Consider the following 19,718-nt stretch of genomic DNA (forward strand, 5'->3'; position numbering starts at 1 on the left):
ACATCGAAAAGCGGCAACTTCACCGCAGGTGTGGGAAGACAGTACATCGGAGAAATCGGCAAGCTCGACAACGGAATCGTGGCGGTAACGACCCATCTCTATGATGGCAAAAAAATTTGCCTCTGGATGTAGAAATCTATCAGCCAGCCAGTTCCTTACCCTCAGGCAAGAAAGATCCCTCTTTCAAAAAGAACCCGAAATCGCCTTAGAATTAATTGACCGGAGTTTAAAGAGAGGGTATCGACCGGGAATCGTCCTCATGGATGCCGGCTATGGTAACAACACAAATTTTTTAAAGGGACTCGAATCTCGCCGACTGAAGTATCTAGGAGCCGTCGCCAAAAATCGGAAAAATCTGGCTGAATCAATCGGGAGAAAATTGGCAAAAGATTCGCCTTGATGAATATGCCAAAAGCTTACCAGAAGAGGACTTTACGTCAGTTTCTCTAAATTCAAACAAGCCCAAAACCCTGTGGGTGGCGACGGGTACGGCAGAGCTGTCACGTCTACAAGGAGAAAGAACCTTTGCTATCGTCATGAATGCAAGTTCTTATGCGGACGCGACAGAAATTGATTATTTTATCACGAATGAAGACTCCGAAAAAGTGACTGCCGAATGGGTCGTGAACACTTACTCAGGGCGAAACTGGGTAGAAGTCTTCTATCGGGAAGCCAAAGGATGGTTGGGTTGGAGGGAATGCCAGGCGAGAGGTTTGAAGAGTTTACAGCGGCATTTAATTTTGGTATTTTGTGCCTACACTTTTATCCTTTGGCATAAGTTGACGGGCGGTTTACGAAGGAAGTGGGCGAACCAACCTTTGGAAACTTTTGTAGATGCTTTAGAGGCTTTTCGGACAGCCATGTCTTTTCGTTTTGTGGCATGGCTGAACGAGAATCGAGACCTGTTTGCCGCTCACAAAGCGCGTTTTGGCTTGGTTTGGGCTTGAAATTTGTTTAAGTACCGCTAGATGCTGGATTGGGACAATTTGTGAATCAGATCCTTCCCTGGGTGTGCTGGAAGCGCGATGTCTTTTACGGCAAAGTTGATGCCCGTGGCACTTCTCAGGAGTGTCCGGATTGTGGAGTGGAGGTTCGCAAAGACCTCTCAACTCGAATCCATCACTGCCACAACTGCGGGTCAACAAAGCCCCGTGATGTGGCGAGCGGACAAGTTATCTGTACCCGTGGGCAACGGGGAATCGAAACTGCCTGTGGAGGGGATGCGGCGGGGGCTGAGTTGGCTCAGTCTAGCTGGCACCTGTTGAAGCAGGAAATCTTTGGGGCGACCCAAGGAATCTCCCTGCATACCCGGAACGGGTTGCTGGGAGAGGATGTCAAAACAGCGATCGAATGTAGCGTTGAAGTATCTGGCGAATTGTCAATTCTCTCTCGTTCTCTATTTTAAGGCTTGCCGAACGAGTCTCCAGAGCAAATTTCGATGCGAGATAGTTTGACCGGCGATCGTTTTGGACTCTAACGTTCCCATTGAATCGGCAATCGCCGAACGTCCGAAGGGTCGGCGTCGAGTAGTTTACATCCAGTTGCCCACCAACACGTAAGGCGCCCAAAAATAAGGCGGAAAATACTCCCCTTGCTCCAACAAACTCAACTGTGCTTGTCGCAACGCTTCGGCTTTCGTGATTCCCGGTTGCGCCAGCGCCCCGTAAAACGCCGACATAAACAACGACGTGGCGGCATCGTCCACTTGCCACAAGGTCGCGAGGGTACTTCGCGCCCCAGCCCGCACTGCAACCCCTGCCAGTCCCAACGCCGCGCGATCGTCTCCGGCTGCGGTTTCACAGGCACTCAATACCAAGAGTTCGATCGCCTCCGAGGTATCTTCCTCCCGCCGTTGCAGCAAAGATTCTAACTCCCGCACGTTCACGGGGCGATCGTAAGCCAGGATAAAGGTTTTCTCGGCTTGGGAACTGAACTGTCCGTGGGTGGCAATGTGAACGATCGGGGCGAGAAAATCCCGAACTTCCCGTTCCAGGGAGGTTCGAGTAAAGCCGCTATCGAGTAACTGGTGACTCGACGTCACCTGAGAAGTAATATTTTCCAGTTCCCTGGGAACGTTGACCAAAGGCGGGAAGCCGTGACGTTCTTGAGAGAGTCCGGCGGCGAGGGTGGCGAGTCGATCGCGATCGATTTTTTCCCCCGTTTCCAAAAGCTGCATTCCCGGCGTTAAGACGACGCCGTATCGTTGGACGAGATAGCGTTCTCCGTCGTGTAACGCCGCCATGGGAACGTTTCGCAGCAAGCCATCGAGGACGAAGGTGAGGGTTCGCACGTCGCTACGATTTAAGGCGGGTTCCAGGGGGCGGATTACCCAGTCATACAGTTGCTGCGATCGCGCCAGCAGTTTCGGGCGATCGAACACGCGACTGGCCACTTGCACCCGAAACTCCCGCAGCGTTTGGTTAATCTGCCCTTGAGAGACTGGGGTTTCGTAAAACTGCAACGGTTCGCCGGGAAGTGACAGAATCGTCGCCAGGCGATCGGGCAAAATAATCGAATAGACGACGGCAGCGTTGGCGTCGATTTCCTCCACAGAAACCGGCGTCGTATCCAAACAAGCATCTCGGAAAAAATTGTCCAGTTCTGCCAGTTGTAAATCTTCGATCGCCCGCCGTGCCAGTTGCAAGTTCTCTTGACTCGGGGCGTCGTCGGACAGCAGCAAATCCACGTATTCTCGATAGACGGGTTCGACAGCTTCGCGAAAATCGTATTGAATATCCGTACTGATGGCGACGAGGTCGCTGCGGATGGATTTGAGAGTTTTGACGGCGACGCCGTAGGCATCCCTGGCGGGTTGCGTTTTCTCTTGAACTTTCAACAATCGTCCTAACTGCCATTGCCAGCGATAGGCGATATCTCCCGCGTCGATAGCTTGAGCGAGAACTAGAGCGTTTCGCGTCAGAGATTCCGCCGTTTCCCACTGTTGCGTGGTTTCGTAGAGGGCGGCTAAGTTTCCTAACGCATAGGATTCCGCCCGGCGATCGCCAATTTCCTTGGCCTGTTGTGCTGCCGTCGCGAGAATTTCGGCAACCCTGCGGGAGTCTGCCCCAAACGCCTTCAAACTGTGGGCAAAGCGAACTCGGGCGTAGATGCTGCGGCGACTGGGGGGCAGTTCCTCGAGGTGAGTGGCGATCGCCGCTTGAAGCCCCGACCGGTCGCGGTTTTCTCGTTCCCGATTTTCCAGCAATGACAGTTGGTTCAGTTGTGCTTCGACCCGCACGATCGCCCGTTGTGTGACGGCGGCCGCTTGGCGGTAAGCCGCGAAACTGGCCGTTCGTTCTGCTTCCGCCATCGTCTCCTGTCCCAAGATTTCCGCCCGGTGGGAGAGGGCGTTGGCGGTGTTACCCAAACTCAAATAGACTGAGGCGATCGCGTCTTTATCGCCCGTAGTTTCGGCAATGTCGAGGCTCTGTTGCAAGACGACTCGCGCCTCTTCTAACTCGCCGATGGCTTGCAGCGTGTTGCCCAAACTCCGCAATCCCGTTGCTTTGACGACGGAGTCGGGGCGTTCCTGTAATTGGGTGGCGACGGCTTCGAGGCGATCGCGCGATCGACCGTAGAGTCCCAAGGCTTGCATCGCTTGCGCTTCGTTAATCTGACTGGCGATCGCGCCGTCGGCATCGTCGGCAGTGTCGTAGGCGTCTGTGGCCTGTTGCCAGGTTTCGAGGGCGAGTTCAGGCTGTCCCGAAGCCAGATAGAGATGTCCTCGGATGTTGAGAACTTGCGCCAAAATTGCCGACGGTGCGGGGGGTTCGGCTTGGAGGAGCGCAATACTGCGATCGCTGGCGTCTCGGGCAGTTTCCCACTCTCCCAGTTGTTGGCTGGCCAGGCTGAAGTAACTCAACGCCAGAGCCTGGTAAGAAAAGTTGCCGTCCGTCTCGAACTCCGTCGCTGCCCGTTCCCAAATTCGGGCGGCCTCGGCGTAGCGTTGCCTGCTGTAGAGCGATCGCCCTTGCTGCAACAAAGTAAGATTTGGCGTGCGATCGCCGGTCTCGACGGCGACAGCCACTGTCTCGTCGGGCGTTTCTAGAGGAGTGACGACACCCCGAGCCGGAGTCGCCAGGAGACAGAAACTCAGAACCGATAAAGTTAGAAAGGTGCGATCGAGCATAAGTCACCTCAGCGAGTTGAATTGTTTGGCGAACAGGAGTCGGGTTGGGGTTGGGGAAGGTTCGGTTCGGCGTTGGCGGTTTGGGCGGACAGGACAACGTTTCCCTCGCTGTTGACGTACCAACCTTGAGCTTCCACCAGTTGGGCGGTTTCGTCGTCCGGGGTAGAAGTCAGTTCGGGGGTGGCGGTGTGGGGCGATCGTAAATCGACCCAGGTGGCGTTGCCGGGAAGGATGCTTTCGGGATTGGGGGGTAAGCCGCCCCGTCCGGTGATGTAGAATTCGCTGTCTCGCCCGGTGGCGCAGGGATCGGTGGCGAGGATGGCGGCGGCGTCTACCGGATTTGCCGACAGATCGACGAGTCCCGATGTAGTGTCGATATTGGGAGTATTGAGTTCGACGGTTCCGCTGAATTCTGCTCCCAGTTCGGAGGTGGCGGTAATGTCGCTTTCGGGGGTAAGTTGGTTGCGGAATTGCGTGCCGAAAATGCCTTGGGCGTCGATAATGACTCGTCCACCTGCGGAGTTGAGGGCGTTGGCACTGATGTCACTGTTTTCCAGGGCGGCGAGAACGCCTGTATCGATCGTGATATTGCCCCCTGGAAAAATCCCCCCCGCATTGGTGTTGATGAAACTACCGTTGCGTAACACGCTCACTTGAGCGTCTAGTTGTATATTGCCCCCTCGCCCAATAGTAAAAGCAACCATGCCACTCTCAGTCATGTGGATAGAGTCAGCTTGAACGATAACGCTACCTGCTGAAAATTGATTGAAATTGTTGGAGAAGTTAATTGAAGATAGTAAAGAGCCGTCACGCACTTCTACAGTGTTGGCCAGAACTCTAACATCACCAGCGTTGCCTTGTCCTTCACCAACCACCTCGCTAAGCGCAACCCCATTAGAGAAAACGACAGAGTCGGAGGCTTCGACGCTGACAGTTCCGGCGTTTCCTATTCCCAAGGTACTTGAATTTAACGATGCGCCGTCGCGCACTTCCACGGTGTTAGCGACTACCCTGACATTGCCCGCATTGCCTCGTCCTCCATTTCCCACGACACTGAACGCAGCACTGGGGGATTGCTCAGAATTCACTCCAGAGAAAACGATAGTGTCGGAGGCTTCGACGCGGACGGTTCCGGCATCGCCTTCTCCCAAAGTGCTTGAATCCAACTGGGCGCCGCCACTCACTTCTACAGTGTTGGCTATCACACTAATCCCACCAGCATTGCCTATTCCGCCTTCTTCCACTGCGCTTAGTGCATTCCCGTTGAAGAAGAGGACAGAGTCGGAGGCTTCAATGCTGACTGTGCCTGCATCTCCTATTCCTAACGTGCTTGAATTTAACGATGCGCCGTCGCGCACTTCTATGGTGTTAGCAACCACCCTGACATCTCCTGCATTGCCTCGTCCAGTCACTGCAACATTGCTAACTGCACCACTAGAAAACCCAGCAGGACTTACACCTGAAAAGACAACAGTACCCGTCGCTTCGATACTAACTGTGCCTGCGTCTCCTATTCCCAACGTGCTTGAAGTTAACAACGCTCCGTTGCTCACTTCTACCGTGTTGGCAACTACTCTGATATCACCTGCATTGCCTTGTCCTCCTTCCTCTACCGTGCTACGTGCGGCACCAGAAAACCCTTCGGAATTTGCTCCTGAGAAAATAACAGTGTCAGCAACCACGCTGACTGTGCCTGCATCTCCTAGTCCCAACGTGCTGGAAGATAATTGAGCAGCATCGCGGACTTCGACGGTGTTGGCGACCACGTTAATACCACCAGCATTACCTTGTCCGCCCTCTTCAACATTACTAAATGCATTCCCGTTAGAGAAGAAAACGGAGTCGGTCGCTGTGACGCTGACGTTTCCAGCATCTCCTTCTCCCAAGGTACTTGAACTCAGTAACGCCCCGTCGCGGACTTCTACGGAACCAGCAACTATGTTGACATTACCGGCGTTGCCTTGTCCTATAACGCCACTGACCGCCCCTCCGCTAGAGAAGACCACAGCATCGGTTGCTATAAAACTTACTGTGCCTGCATCACCTTCTCCCAAGGTGCTTGAATTCAATACCGCCCCATTGCGAACTTCTATGGTGTTGGCAACGACTCTGATATCACCTGCATTACCTCTTCCTCCCTCTTCCACGATACTGAGTAAAGTCCTATAAACCTCTTCAGAACCCATCCCCGAGAAGAACACGGCGTCAGTAGCTTCGAGGCTAATAGTTCCTGCATTTCCTTCTCCTGAAGTGCTTGAAGATAACTGAGCGCCGTCGCGAATTTCGACAGTGTTGGCGACCACTCTAACCTCACCAGCGTTACCTCGTCCTTCCTCTTCAACATTGCTGGCCGCACCACTCGCAAACCCTTCAGCACTTATGTCTGAAAAGATGACAGTGTCAATGGCTTCGACACTGACGGTTCCCGCATCTCCTTCTCCCAAGGTGCTGGAATCCAACACTGCCCCGTCGCGAATTTCGACGGTGTTGGCGACCACTCTAACCTCGCCAGCGTTGCCTCGTCCTTCTTCTCCCACCTGGCTGAACGCACCACTAGAAGCTCCAACAGAACTCACCCCTGAAAAGAGGACAGTGTCAGTGGCTTCGATGCTAATGGTTCCCGCATTTCCTTCTCCGTCAGTGCTTGAAGATAACTGTCCTCCATCGAGAATTTCGATGGCGTTCGCAAAGATCCTGACGTCCCCCCCATGACCTTGTCCATCTTCCAGGACATTACTGAGTGCAAAACCGTTGGAGAAAACGACAGTGTCCGTAGCTTCGATGCTGATGGTTCCTGCATTTCCTTCTCCAAAAGTGTTGGAATTTAACTCGCCCGCATCGCGGACTTCTATGGTGTTGGCAAGTACCCAAACCTTACCAGCGTTGCCCTGTCCGTCTACTCCAACTCCGCTGCCCACAGCACTGCCAGAGAAAAAGGCGGTGTCAGTAGCTTCGATGCTGATAGAACCCGAATCTCCCTGTCCCAAGGTGCTGGAAGATAACACTGCCCCCTCGCGGACTTCTATAGTATTGGCAAAGACTGTCACATCACCAGCGTTGCCGGTAGAACTCACTCTGACATCATTGCGAATGAAACTCCCTGCTCCGATTGCCATGTGTCCCGTCGCGTTTAGCTCGATATCCCCGGCTCTCGCCCCTGGAAATCCCGCACCTTCGACAATCCCCGCACTCAAAAAGCTACTTTGAATCGTTAAATCGGAGGCACTGACGGCAATCTCGCCCCCACTACTGCCCAACACATTAATATCAGTGCCGTTTAGCGAAATCGGCAATCGGGTGAGTTCTACGGGCAACTCAACGCGACTCTCCTGCAAGATGGCGTTCCCCGGATGACTCGCCGCGGCCAGTTCGACTCGTCCGCCGGGGGCTTCCAGGGTGGTGCTGTTAAGTGAAATTTCTCCCCCCACTAACGTCAACGCTTCGCCGTTGGGTACAGTCAAGGCTGACCCCCTTGCTTGAATTGCGCCCGGTGCGTCGTTAAATTGCAACCCTAACGGCACGTTCACGCTCAGCAACGCCGTACTGTTTTCAGGATTGGTGGCGTTAAACTCCAATCCGTTCTCGAACAGCACACTATCGGCGGTACTCGCCAAAAACGATCCGCCGATGTTTAACTGCGCGTTCGGCCCGAAAATAATGCCGTTGGGATTGAGCAAAAACAAATTTGCCGTTCCGTTGGCTCGCAGCAACCCGTCGATATTAGAGATCGATCGCCCCGTGACGCGACTGAAAATGTTTTGCACTTCCAAAGCGTTGTTAAACAACGCCTCGCGGTTCGTGGGAACGGAGAATTCCTCGAAACTGTGAAATAAATTGTTCCCCCGCAACGCGCCGCCGTCGATTTGAACTCCCGTATCAGTCGGAGAAATCGTCGAACTTTCGGTTCCCAAGGTTCCGTCGGGGACGATTTGCGCCTGCGCTGCGTTTTGTCTGACGGGAAATGCCAGAAAATACAGTGTTAGGAAAATCAGGGACGTGCGATCGCGCATAAGTCGCCTCAGCGAGTTGAATTGTTTGGCGAACAGGAGTCGGGTTGAGGTGGGGGAAGGTTCGGTTCGGCGTTGGCGGTTTGGGCTGAAAGAACCACGTTTCCCTCCCGGTTGACGTACCAACCTTGAGCTTCCACCAGTTGGGAAGTTTCGTCGTCCGGGGTAGAAGTCAGTTCGGGGGTGGCGACTTGGGGCGATCGCAAATCGACCCAGGTGGCGTTGCCGGGAAGGATGCTTTCGGGATTGGGGGGTAAGCCGCCCCGTCCGGTGATGTAGAATTCGCTGTCTCGCCCTGTGGCGCAGGGATCGGTGGCGAGGATGGCGGCGGCGTCTACTACGTCCACTTCGGGTAAATCCGGTTGTTGTACGTCGATGTCGCCTTCGATCGCCAGTTGTCCGGTGGCGTTGATAAGGCTGTCGGGAGATTGCAACACCACGAGATCGTTCTCCCACGGACGGATTTCGATGTTGCTTCCTCCTTGGGGATCGGCGGAACTGGTGACGATTTGGCTCCCTTCGAGTAAGGCGAGAGTTTCGGTATTGAGGGTGATGTTTCCGTCAAAGGTGGGATCGACGGGACTTCCGGCGGCTGACATTTGGCTGCGACGACGCAACCGTATGTTTCGGGCGTTGATGTTGATATTTCCCCCATTTCCAGTGACAGAGGAAGCGGCGATTCGTCCTCGGTTGTCGAGACGCAGGCGATCGCCAATTTGCAGTTGCACGTTTCCCGGTTCGCTGATTCCGCCACTGCTGACGCTGATAGTACCGCCGTCGCGAACCTCGAGGCGTTCGGCGTCTACGGCGATCGTCCCCCCTACGGCTCGAGTTAATTCGATAATGCTAGAGAGATCGGCGGTGGGATCGCTGCCGCCGATTAAGTCTGTAAATCTGGCGGGATCGACGATTATTCCACCATTGGCTTCGGCTAACAAACGGCTCGACGAGCCGATAATTTGCAGGTCGTTGGCACGAAGGTTTACGGTTCCTGCATTGCCAATTCCGAAGTTGGATGAGGTGACGCTCGAACCACCGCGAATTCTCACGCGATCGCCGTCTAAAATAATGTTTCCGCCCTGACTGTCGGTGTTGACGCTGACATCTCCTAGGATTTGACTCCCGCTGTCTAATTCCAAGAGTTCGGAGGCTCGAACGGTAATCGTGCCACCTCGTCCGACGTTTCGATCGCCTTCTAGGTTAAACGGATCGGGAAACGAGGCTCCCGAGGTGAGAGTCGCACCGTCTGACAAGCGCACGGTTTGCGCGTCGATCTCGATCGCGCCAGCATTCCCCGGTCCGAAGGTTTGGGTGGAAATAGTCCCATCGATCGCCTGGAGTTCGGTGGTTTGAATGGCGATCGATCCGGCGTCTCCTTGCGAAAACGTCAAGGCTGAAATCTGTGCGCCGTTGGAAATGGTAATGCGATCGGCGTTGAGGGTGAGAGTACCGCCTAACCCCGTGACGACGGCGTTCTCGGTAAAGACATCTGTGGTGATTTGTGTCGGCTGAGGCTGTAAGGCATTTTCCAATATTTCACCGTCTAAGAGGATTTCGGATGCCTCGACTCGAATCGAACCGGCATTGCCACTGTTTGTGGTGGCTGTTGAAATTCGGGCGCCGTTGGTTAACGTCAATCGTGCGGTTTCGATCGAAATATTTCCGGTATCTCCCGTTCCCGTGCTTTGAGTATTAATAATAGTGGGAAATTGAGACAATCCGATTTCTTGAAATCCATCGAGCGTCATGTCTCCTGTGATTCTTAAGTTGATTTCTCCGACGTTGCCATTTTCGGCTTGCGTCAAAATTCTCGCCCCATCCGCCAATCTCAGACGAGAGGCTTCAATGGAAATATTTCCGGAATTTCCCACTCCTAAAACTGAGGAGGAAATGGAACTATTTGTATCGAAATTCGTTCCTTGGAGTTCGAGAGTGTCCCGTACTCTAATATTAATATTTCCCGAACTGCCTCGCCTCAGTAAATCTGGTACAGATTCATCGTCAAAAATGTCGTCTAAGATTGAAGTCGATGTTGCTGAAAAAATTGACGAACCGTTGTTGAGTTTTAGGGAGTTTGCAACGATGGTTATATCTCCACTCATTCCATCGGTAAAAATAGAAGTTCCAATATCCGAGCGATCGAGTTCGATTTCGTCTGCGACAACCCTCAATTCACCGGAGATTCCGCTTCCTGCGCTCCCGAGAAACACTCCGGATTCAGATAGGTATATTCGATTGGCTTCCAGGGTTAAGTTTCCGGCATTGCTTGAGTTGAATCTCGGGAAAATTTCGATATTCGATCGCACTAAATTCAAAGTTTCAGCTTGAATGTTAATATTCCCAACACTCCCTGAAGATCCCGGTTCGGCAGCATTGTAAAATCCTGAAGAACCGAATAAAAATTCTGCACCAAACACTCTATCTTCTACTGAATTTACGATGTTTGAATTAACGATAATGTCGCCACCATTTCCATCTCCTGCCAAAAATATAAAAACTATTCCTTCAGAGGCGATCGTTAACTCTGAAGAATTCAAAATAATATTTCCGACGTCTCCCTGACTTCCGGGTAAACCTTGATTGAAAAATCCACTGCGAGTTTGGTTGACGTTTCCCGAGACATCAATGCGATTTGCAAAAACTTGAATATCTCCACTGTTTCCGTTTCCTGTGGTTCCAGCAATAAATCGACCGCCGTTATTTGCGGTTAAACGATCTGCGTAAACGACGATATCGCCCCCGCCAACGCCTCGAACGCTGGCTCTCGATAAATTTGTTAACGTAATATTTCCGAGATAAATAGCTTGCGAAAAATCCAATATTGTGGTAATGTTTTTGGCATTTAATCCAACAATTCCTGCTTCTGCCAATCCTCCCATTTCTAACCGACCGCCCGGTGCGTTAACACCGCCACCATCGAATAAGATATCGCCACCCACCAAGGTTAAACTTTGAGTTGGCTGGACTTCTAAACCCGTGATATTTCCTTCAAGACTCGTTGTCGATGCGCGATTGATAATATCGCCGGGATTCCCGTTAAACTGCAACCCTAACGGAACGTTCACGCTCAGCAACGCCGTGCTGTTTTCAGGATTGGTGGCGTTAAATTCCAATTCGTTTTCAAACAGCACACTATCGGCGGTACTCGCCAAAAACGACCCGCCAATATCTAATCGCGCGTTCGGACCGAAAACAATGCCGTTGGGATTGAGCAGAAACAGGTTTGCCGCTCCGTTGGCTCTGATTAACCCGTCAATGTCGGAAATGGAACTTCCCGTGACGCGACTGAAGATGTTGCGAACGTCGAGATTGTTGTTAAACAACGCCTCGCGGTTCGTGGGAACGGAGAATTCCTCGAAACTGTGAAAGAGATTTCCTCCCCGCAACGCTCCGCCGTCGATACGCACCCCGGCTTCAGTCGGTGACACGAGCGAACTTTCGGCGCCCAAGGTGTCATCGGGGACGATTTGCGCTCCTGCGACTCCCACGTCGGCGATCGCAACGCTCGTTCCTACGGCGATCGCCACTCCCCATTTCCACAAAATCTGTGTCATGACGTTTATCTGGACTCGATTGATTCCAATACGGAAACTTCGGAAAACTCAGCCAATCCCGCCGATTCTAAAAACTCCTGCCAACGCTGCTGCGTCTCTTCATCGCTAGGCGATGCTTGCACCTGACGCGCCAAGCCCGACAACGCGTCGTACCAAATGCCGTTTAAGCCGTAGACGAGCGGTTCGTTGCGCTCTGGCACGCCCTCGAGTTCTTGAGTTAAGGCTTCGCTCGGTTCGACGCGACGCACCCAGCCTTCGGTGACGATCTCTCGCCGAGCGTTCGTGGCGTCCGCCGGACAGACGATCGCAAACTGCCATCGATAATCTTCCTCCGCCGCTAACGCTTCTACCGCCTCGGGAAGCTCGAGTTCGAGGATTCCGGCTTCGGATAACGCCACTTCTTGACGGTACAGGTCGTTCCACTGGCGATCGCGCAGTACGAAAATGCCCTCGGACGCGACGGTTTCGGGAACGTACACCCACAAGGTCGGACGCGGCGAGACCGTCAACGCCCAGTCGCCTTCTTCGGGATTTAACCTCGGTACTAACGCGGTCAGTGGCGGTTCGGGGAAGACTTCGTCTTGGGGACATTTACCGCGCGTTCCCGCACTGCCCGGCCGGACGGGGTAGTCCCCCTGTGGCGGAACGTATCGCGCCGACCCGCCGTCTAAGGGGGTTCCGGGCGTACCGCGATCGGGTGGCTCGAACTGTCGCGCACCGCCTCCATCTAGACCGTCTTCGGGCGTACCGCGATCGGGCGGATCGAATTCTTCGATCGCCTGACTCCTTCGGGGCGATCGCTCGATTTCACTATCGTCGAGGGAGGCTGGAATACTGTTCGATACGATGCTAGCTTCGAGAACTACTGCTACGAGAACGACAAAGGGGAAAGCAGCCATGCGTTCTATTAGAAAAACAACACACAAAGGTTCGAGGAACTCACACGAAGAAACGACTCGAGCGAATTTTTGAAACGCGTCTGAAATGCCCTGCTCGAGATCGATCGCAACAGTTAAAACAACTCGCCTCTCAATTGAGGGGAGATCGGTTCGCCTTTGTCTGGGTTCAAAAGGCTCTTCGACAACTTTCCGTAATTCTACGGAATCTCAATCCGAGTATAACAGGTTGGAATATCTTCACGAAAGCATTGCCTTGGCTGGGTTTCGTTTCGCCTTCTCCGCTTGGCGGAAGTGGGAACGCTAGCGCCATTCGCCCTGAAATACGAACGCCGCCCAATAAAACGGATTGCGCCATACTCTCCCTATCGCCTGTATCGCCTGCTGACGGATCTCGAAGACATCGTGGCGGAGTTCGGGGACGATCGCGATCGCCTCTTCCGTATCGTTCCGCGAGTGCGTCAGTTTCTCACCGACGCGCAATGGCTCGAAGCCTTTTACGTTCCCCCCGATCCCAAAAAAGGTTGGTCGGTCTCGAAATTGTACGACGAACCGGACTATCCGTTTACGGTGCAACTGGTGGCGTGGACGCCGGGAGCTACATCGCCAATCCACAATCACGCGACTTGGGGAGTCGTCGCCATGTTAGACGGTTCTGAGAAAAACAGTTTTTGGCGGCGAACGGAGGGAGACGCGATCGAGAAGGTTGGCGATCGCCTTCTCGAACCTGGTGAGGCGATCGCCTTTACCCCAGACACCATCCACTGTATTGAAGTTTTGGGAAACACGCCGACGGTCTCGTTTAATCTTTACGGAAAAACCGACTACACGAAGCGGTTTGAATTCGATGCTGTCGCCCACACCGCCAAACGATTTTAAACGCTATCAAAACACATAAAATCCTCAGTTAGTTTTCATTCCTCAACCCAAGCTTTTAAAAGCGACAGCATTCGATCGACAGACACAAAAATTCTCCGTGTCCTCTGTGTCTCTGTGGTAATTTTCCCTAAATTCTGTGGGTTTTCGTCCAAACTACAAACCTTCAAAAAAACTTGCAATTATAACAAAAATATGGTAAAAAACACCGCACCATAAAATCGATCGCCCACAATGCCAGATTTTCTCATTATCGGCGCGCAAAAAGGCGGAACGACTTCCTTATTTTACTACCTCAGCCAACATCCCCAGGTACGAGTTGCCCCGCAAAAAGAAGTTCATTTCTTCGACTTGCACTATCATCTCGGCGTCGACTGGTACGCCAGACAATTTTCCGACACCCCAAACAGTGCGATCGCCGGAGAAGCCAGTCCCTACTACATCTTTCACCCCGACGTACCCCGTCGCGTCGCCGCTACTTGTCCCCAGGTCAAACTTATCGCACTGCTGCGAAACCCAGTCGATCGCGCCATTTCCCAATACTTCCACGAAGTCAAACAGGGTTTCGAGACCCTTTCTCTTCAAGAAGCCTTGCGCCAAGAACCCCAACGCCTCGCCACCGAAGCCGAAAAACTCCGGAACGACCCCCACTATCGCAGTTATAACTACCAACACCATAGTTACCTGGCGCGGGGACGTTACCTCGAACAACTCCAACAATGGTGGAACCACTTCCCCCGAGAACAAATGCTCGTTCTCAACAGCGAAGCCTTCTATCGCAACCCCAACGACACCTTAACGCGGGTGTTGTCCTTCCTCGACCTTCCCCCCATCTCCCTCGAGGCTTACCCCAGTCTCAACACAGGGAACTATTCAGATATCCCGCAGTCACTAAAACAACAGTTGCAGACGTACTTCGCTCCCCACAACCGCGCCTTGTTCGACGAGTTGCAGCAAGACTGGGGATGGAACGATTCGCTCTCGTGATATTCTGCCAGTACACCAGACTTGTCGAGAATGCGATACCATATCTGACTTGGCATCGCGCGGGGTCGTCCGTGTCGCTCTCGCGTCTAGCCGTTGGCTGGAAACTCCGAATCCGTCAAACCGCCAGTTCCGAACTTAGCCGCCATGCGTGTTTTATTCCTGCACCCGAACTTTCCCGCTCAATTTCGCCACGTCGCGACGATTTTAGGTCGAGATCCCGAGAACGAACTGGTTTTCGGGACGAAAAACGAGCGTCCTGAGTGGAAAATTCCCGGTGTGAAGAAGGCGTTGTTTACGCCGAGTCGCGATCCCCGGCCGGAAACCCATCACTATGTCCGACCCCTCGAAAGTGCGGTGTTACACGGACAAGCGGTGTATCGAACCCTCATCGCCTTGAAAAATCAAGGCTTCGTTCCCGATTTGGTGTACGGCCATTCAGGATGGGGACCGACGCTGTTCGTGAAGGATGTCTTCCCCGAGGCGAAGTTGATGTGTTATTTCGAGTGGTTCTACTGGGCCCACGGTTCTGACGCGGACTTCGACCCCGCCGATCCCCTCTCTCCCGACGACGAGGCGAAAATTCGGGTGAAAAACGCGCCGATTTTGATGGATTTGTACGCTTGCGATTGGGGACTCTCGCCGACGATTTGGCAGAAATCCCAGTTTCCCAAGGAGTTTCAGCCGAAAATGACGGTGATGCATGACGGGGTGGATACGGAGTTTTTTAAACCGAAACCTGGTGCGAAGTTGGTTCTTCCCAATCTAGATTTGTCCCACGCGGAGGAAATCGTCACCTATGTTTCGCGGGGAATGGAACCCTATCGCGGTTTCCCGGAATTCATCGAGTCGATCGCCTATCTTCAGGAAAAACGACCCAACTGTCATGTGGTCGTCGTCGCCGCAGAACGGGTCTGTTACGGAAAATCGCTTCCGAATGGAAAAAGCTACAAAGAAGAGATGCTGGAAAAGGTTCCGTTAGATATGTCGCGGGTGCATTTTGTGGGAACTCTTCCTTACGGACAATATTTAAAAGTCATTCAAGCGTCTGACGCACATATTTATTTAACGCGGCCGTTCGTGTTGTCGTGGTCGATGATTGAAGCGATGTCCACTGGATGCGTTGTCGTCGGTTCGGACACGCCGCCGGTTCGAGAGGTAATTCACGACGGGAAAAACGGCTTTTTGGTGGATTTCTTCTCGCCGAAACAAATCGCCGATCGCGTCAGCGACGTTCTCGAAAACCCGACGAAAATGGCGCATATTCGGGAAAATGCACGAAAAACGGTTTTGGAACAGTACGCGCATTCGGTTCTGCTTCCCAAACACATCGAGTTGATGAAACAAGTGGCGGTGGGACAGTTCCCCGAACCGCAGCCTCAAGTTAAAGTGCGCGAACGGGAAATCAGTCACCCATCACCCGTCACCAGTCACCCGTGAAATCAGTCACCAGGAATCGGTAGGGTGTGTGACGCGGCTAGAAAATGTATGGTGCTTACACTAACCTGAAATTTTCCGCGTCACGCACCTTTTCTTCGTTGTCAATTATCAATTATCAATTCTCAATTCTTGAAATGAGTGTAGTGGAAGCGTTAGCGGCGGCGGTACGATCGCACAGAACGGGAGATTTAGACCAGGCCGATCGACTCTATCGGGATATTTTAAACGAAGACCCCCAGCGAGCGGAGGCGTTACACGGTCTCGGTGCGGTGGCGTATCAGAAGGGAGAGTGCGATCGCGCCATCGAACTCGTCGAACGCGCCATCGAACTCGACAGCCGAAATCCGGTGTTCTACAACACGCTGGGAATGGCCTATCGCGCCAAGGGAAAACCCGAAGCTGCGGTCGCCAACTATCGCAAGGGAATCGCCATCGAACCTCAAAGCGCTACGCTACAGGCGAACCTGTCTCGCGCCTGGTACGATCTGCTGCAATGCGATCGCACGGCGGCGTTAACTCACTTGATTCAAACGGCGCGTCAGTTTCATCGCGCGGGATATCTCCAACAGGCTGAAAAGCTTTACCGACAACTGCTCGATCGCGAACCCAACCATCCCGATGGGTTGCAAGGGTTGGGAACGCTGGCGTACCAACAACGCCAGTTCGATCGCGCGATCGCCTTTCTCCAACAAGCCATCGATCGCAGTCCCGACAATCCCAGCTACCACCACAATCTCGGTGCGGCGTACCAAGCGCAACAGAACATTGCTGAGGCGGCGGCCTGTTACCGACGGGAGATCGAACTCGACCCCAGTTTAGAACAGCCGCGCCAACAACTCAATACGCTGCTGCGACAGTTACGCCATAGCAATCTCGAGGCTTGGAAACGGGAACTTTTACAGTTAGCGCAGCTATTTCAGCGTCAAGAAGACTACAAACAGGCGGTTTATCTCTATAAAAAACTCCTCGAAGGCGATTCCAACAACGCTGAAGCACACTACGGGTTAGGGTGCATCGCCTACCACCACCATCAAAGCTATCAAGCCGTTCTCGATTTACAAAAAGCAGTCGAACGCGACCCGCAAAATGCGACGTATCAAAATGCGTTGGGATTGGCGTGCGAATTGCACGGCGTTCCGAGTAAGGCGTTAGAACATTTTAAAAAGGCGTTGGAACTCGAGCCGGAACGGGAAGAAATTCAAGAGAATTTCAATCGCATTATCGATTATTTCTTGAATTACTATCATTATATTGGTAAGTGGAATTACGACCTAGAAAATTATAATACTGTTGCGGGATACGAGTTCGAGACCGGAAACTTTATCAAAGAGCATACTGGACGAATTCGCACGGCATTACGCTACTATCGCCGCGCCTTGGTATTGAGACCGGAATTTCCCGAGGTTCACCATACGCTGGCAGAGTTATATTTAGAAGAAAAGAATTACGTGGCGGCGATCGATGCGTGCCGAAAAGCGATTCAAGGCAAACCGGATTTTGCCGAAGCGTATAAAAGTTTGGGAAATGCCTTTTTAGGGCAGCAAAATGGCTCTGCGGCGATGAACGCTTATCAGCGAGCGATCGCGATTAAGCCTGATTTTGCTGAGGTATACTCGAACATTGCTAGTCTTTATTTCTTCCAAAATCAGCCGCAAGAGTCGTTAAAACTTTATCAAAAAGCACTTTCGATCGACAATAAAATTCCTGGCATTCATTGGAATTTAGGGAAGGTTTACGAGCGCCTGGGTAAAGTTGACGAAACCATTCAATGTTGGAAACAAGCGTTAGATCTCGATGCTGAATTTGGTGGCGGTGAGTCCTATCGTTTGCTGGCGAACAAATATTACGGTAAAGGGGACAAACAAACGGCGATCGGATTTTATAAAAAAGCGATCGCACTCAAAAGCGACCTCAGCGAAGCCTATTGGAGTTTGTGCGAGATTTACAACGTTCACGATCAAGCAGCGGCGCGAGACGTTTCGCTGAAATACTGTGAAAATACGAAAGGGAAAGATGCAGTAATGGCGTCGCTGGCCGCGATTAAGGCACATTTGAACTCGGGGGTCAGCGATATTGCGATCGCCAAGTTTCAGGAGATGGAACCGCAAATTTACGAACTCCTCAAAGGAACCCTCACCTATCAGGATATCGTGCGGCTTTATCTCAATATCGCTTTCGATATGCCACACTTACGAGATGACGTTCCGGCGAACGCCAAACTGTGTAAGAGTTTGGCACAGTTTTATGTTAAATATCTCGAAGCGAAATCCAACGCCGAAAAACACAAAGAGATTCCCCTCAACCTGCGATCGCACCCCAGTCATCCACTTCGCATCGGCTTTTTATCGAAACACTTCCGCCGCCATTCCGTTGGCTGGTTGAGTGTGGATATTATGGAGGAACTGTCGAAACTCACGCCGCACATTTTCCTCTACGTGACCGGAGACATGGGACGAGACGAACTCACACAGCGGTTCGAGACCTATGCAGAAAAGTTTAGCCGACCCCAAGGCGCACAAGCTAAGGCGATTTTGGCGGAAGTGGCGAAAGATCGGTTAGATGTTTTAGTAGATATGGATTCGGTGACGGTGATGCCGAATACTGAAGTGTTTTACCACAGTCCGGCCCACGTTTGCGTGTCCTGGTTGGGATTTGACGCGCCGTATTTGACGCCGAAGAATTACTATTTAGGAGATTGGCAAACTCACCCCGCTGGTGTAGAGGAACACTACATCGAACAGGTGGTGCGCCTTCCCGACTCCTTTGCGGCGACGCGGGGACTTCCCATCAAAGCGGTCGATCGCGAAGTGTTGCGGCGATCGATGCGAGTTGCGCCGAATCAGGTGGCGTTTCTCTGCGTGGCGACGGGGAACAAGTTCTGTCCCGAGTTGGTAGAAGCGCAGATTCGTATTTTGTCGCAAGTTCCCGACAGTTTGCTGTTTTACAAGGGTCGCGTCGGGGATTTGGTGGCGATCGAACGCATTTATAAGGAAGAATGTCAGCGTCAAGGCGTTCGTACCAACCGCATTCGCGTCTTACCGCGCACTCGCACTGAAGAGGAACACCGTTTAATTTACCAGTTCGCCGACGTTCTCATCGATTCTTATCCTTACAGCGGTGCGACGCACGTGGTCGAGGCGTTGTGGTTCAATATGCCAGTGGTGGCGTTGGTGTCGCAACAATCCTTCGGTCGTCAGGCGTACTCGTTGATGAAAGCGTCGGGAACGGACATGGGGATTGCGTGGACGTGGGACGAGTATATTGACTGGTCGGTTCGCTTGGGACGCGATGAAGGGTTGCGCCAGCAGATGCGACAGCAGTTAGAACGGGGGAAACAGACGGAGACCCTCGCGCCGTTGTGGAATCCCAAGAAGTTCGCCAGCGATATGTACGGGATTTTTCAGGAGTTGGTGGCGAAGCAGGTTTCTCGAGGATAGAGTTTGTTGTAGTGAGGAGTTTCGGGGGGACGCGGTTCACCCGATTTTCTTAGGAAAGTCGGGAGTAGGTTGAGGCTCTTTAGTGTTCGTCTGCTCATGGAGAAACGTAAAAAAGACGGGTGCATCCCAATCTTGCAAGACTCAGTCTGAGAATTGATGGTTCAGGTAGGCACATCGGTGCTTTAGCACTTGTTGCACGTTGTCTTCGTGCCACTGAGCCCCTGAAATCTTAACCCGTCGCCCAATTTGCTTGACCGTTGACTCAATCTCACCCGAGCCAATTGAAATACCCTCAGCTTGGTAGTAGCTGTAGTTGACAATCCGGTGTCGATGCTTGGTCAGATAGGCGATAAACCGGTCGACCCGCTCATGGGGCCAATCATCGAACAGCTTGA

The 19,718-nt window shown here is 52.6% G+C and carries 8 protein-coding genes and 3 pseudogenes; 6 read left to right on the plus strand and 5 right to left on the minus strand.

Annotated elements, in window-relative coordinates:
* Positions 1 to 947: pseudogene (locus GEI7105_RS32375) on the plus strand (IS701 family transposase); the annotation flags it as partial.
* 17 nt (positions 948 to 964) lie between these two features.
* Positions 965 to 1,405 (plus strand): annotated as a pseudogene (locus GEI7105_RS35470) (zinc ribbon domain-containing protein); the annotation flags it as partial.
* Between the two features lie 126 nt (positions 1,406 to 1,531).
* Here GEI7105_RS35470 and GEI7105_RS0124710 read toward each other — a convergent pair.
* From GEI7105_RS0124710 to GEI7105_RS0124725, 4 genes are read right to left on the minus strand one after another with little or no spacing between them, the layout of a single operon-like run.
* Positions 1,532 to 4,129 (minus strand): CHAT domain-containing protein, encoded by a 2,598-nt coding sequence (locus GEI7105_RS0124710; RefSeq protein WP_017663078.1) that lies wholly within the window; start codon positions 4,127 to 4,129, stop codon positions 1,532 to 1,534.
* 8 nt (positions 4,130 to 4,137) lie between these two features.
* The gene (locus GEI7105_RS0124715) at positions 4,138 to 8,139 is read right to left on the minus strand and encodes a two-partner secretion domain-containing protein (protein ID WP_017663079.1); all 4,002 of its coding nucleotides are present in this window, start codon (positions 8,137 to 8,139) and stop codon (positions 4,138 to 4,140) included.
* Between the two features lie 8 nt (positions 8,140 to 8,147).
* Complete coding sequence (locus GEI7105_RS0124720; RefSeq protein ID WP_017663080.1) at positions 8,148 to 11,690, minus strand: two-partner secretion domain-containing protein; 3,543 nt, start codon at positions 11,688 to 11,690, stop codon at positions 8,148 to 8,150.
* A gap of 5 nt (positions 11,691 to 11,695) precedes the next feature.
* On the minus strand, positions 11,696 to 12,589 hold the full coding sequence (locus tag GEI7105_RS0124725; RefSeq protein ID WP_017663081.1) for a DUF928 domain-containing protein: 894 nt from the start codon (positions 12,587 to 12,589) through the stop codon (positions 11,696 to 11,698).
* Between the two features lie 291 nt (positions 12,590 to 12,880).
* On the opposite strand from GEI7105_RS0124725, the gene GEI7105_RS0124730 reads away from it, so the two are divergent.
* The 4 genes from GEI7105_RS0124730 to GEI7105_RS33935 all read left to right on the plus strand — a co-directional run bounded on the left by GEI7105_RS0124730 (position 12,881) and on the right by GEI7105_RS33935 (position 19,323).
* The gene (locus GEI7105_RS0124730; protein WP_017663082.1) at positions 12,881 to 13,465 is read left to right on the plus strand and encodes a cysteine dioxygenase family protein; all 585 of its coding nucleotides are present in this window, start codon (positions 12,881 to 12,883) and stop codon (positions 13,463 to 13,465) included.
* 231 nt (positions 13,466 to 13,696) lie between these two features.
* Complete coding sequence (locus GEI7105_RS0124735) at positions 13,697 to 14,449, plus strand: sulfotransferase domain-containing protein (RefSeq protein ID WP_017663083.1); 753 nt, start codon at positions 13,697 to 13,699, stop codon at positions 14,447 to 14,449.
* Positions 14,450 to 14,593: 144 nt separating this feature from the next.
* Positions 14,594 to 15,886, plus strand: coding sequence for a glycosyltransferase family 4 protein (locus GEI7105_RS0124740; protein WP_017663084.1), 1,293 nt, complete (start codon positions 14,594 to 14,596; stop codon positions 15,884 to 15,886).
* A gap of 134 nt (positions 15,887 to 16,020) precedes the next feature.
* Complete coding sequence (locus GEI7105_RS33935) at positions 16,021 to 19,323, plus strand: tetratricopeptide repeat protein (protein ID WP_158413263.1); 3,303 nt, start codon at positions 16,021 to 16,023, stop codon at positions 19,321 to 19,323.
* A gap of 141 nt (positions 19,324 to 19,464) precedes the next feature.
* Here the strand turns inward: GEI7105_RS33935 and GEI7105_RS0124750 are convergent.
* Positions 19,465 to 19,718: pseudogene (locus GEI7105_RS0124750) on the minus strand (ISKra4 family transposase); the annotation flags it as partial.

The organism is Baaleninema simplex PCC 7105 (genome assembly GCF_000332355.1).
GTDB classification, from domain to species: domain Bacteria; phylum Cyanobacteriota; class Cyanobacteriia; order Cyanobacteriales; family Geitlerinemataceae; genus Baaleninema; species Baaleninema simplex.

Coding starts and splice junctions, on each gene's coding strand:
- GEI7105_RS0124735 (WP_017663083.1), top strand. CDS start 13,697: ATGCCAGATTTTCTCATTATCGGCGCGCAAAAAGGCGGAACGACTTCC.
- GEI7105_RS0124710 (WP_017663078.1), bottom strand. CDS start 4,129: ATGCTCGATCGCACCTTTCTAACTTTATCGGTTCTGAGTTTCTGTCTC.
- GEI7105_RS0124725 (WP_017663081.1), bottom strand. CDS start 12,589: ATGGCTGCTTTCCCCTTTGTCGTTCTCGTAGCAGTAGTTCTCGAAGCT.
- GEI7105_RS33935 (WP_158413263.1), top strand. CDS start 16,021: ATGAGTGTAGTGGAAGCGTTAGCGGCGGCGGTACGATCGCACAGAACG.
- GEI7105_RS0124720 (WP_017663080.1), bottom strand. CDS start 11,690: ATGACACAGATTTTGTGGAAATGGGGAGTGGCGATCGCCGTAGGAACG.
- GEI7105_RS0124740 (WP_017663084.1), top strand. CDS start 14,594: ATGCGTGTTTTATTCCTGCACCCGAACTTTCCCGCTCAATTTCGCCAC.
- GEI7105_RS0124715 (WP_017663079.1), bottom strand. CDS start 8,139: ATGCGCGATCGCACGTCCCTGATTTTCCTAACACTGTATTTTCTGGCA.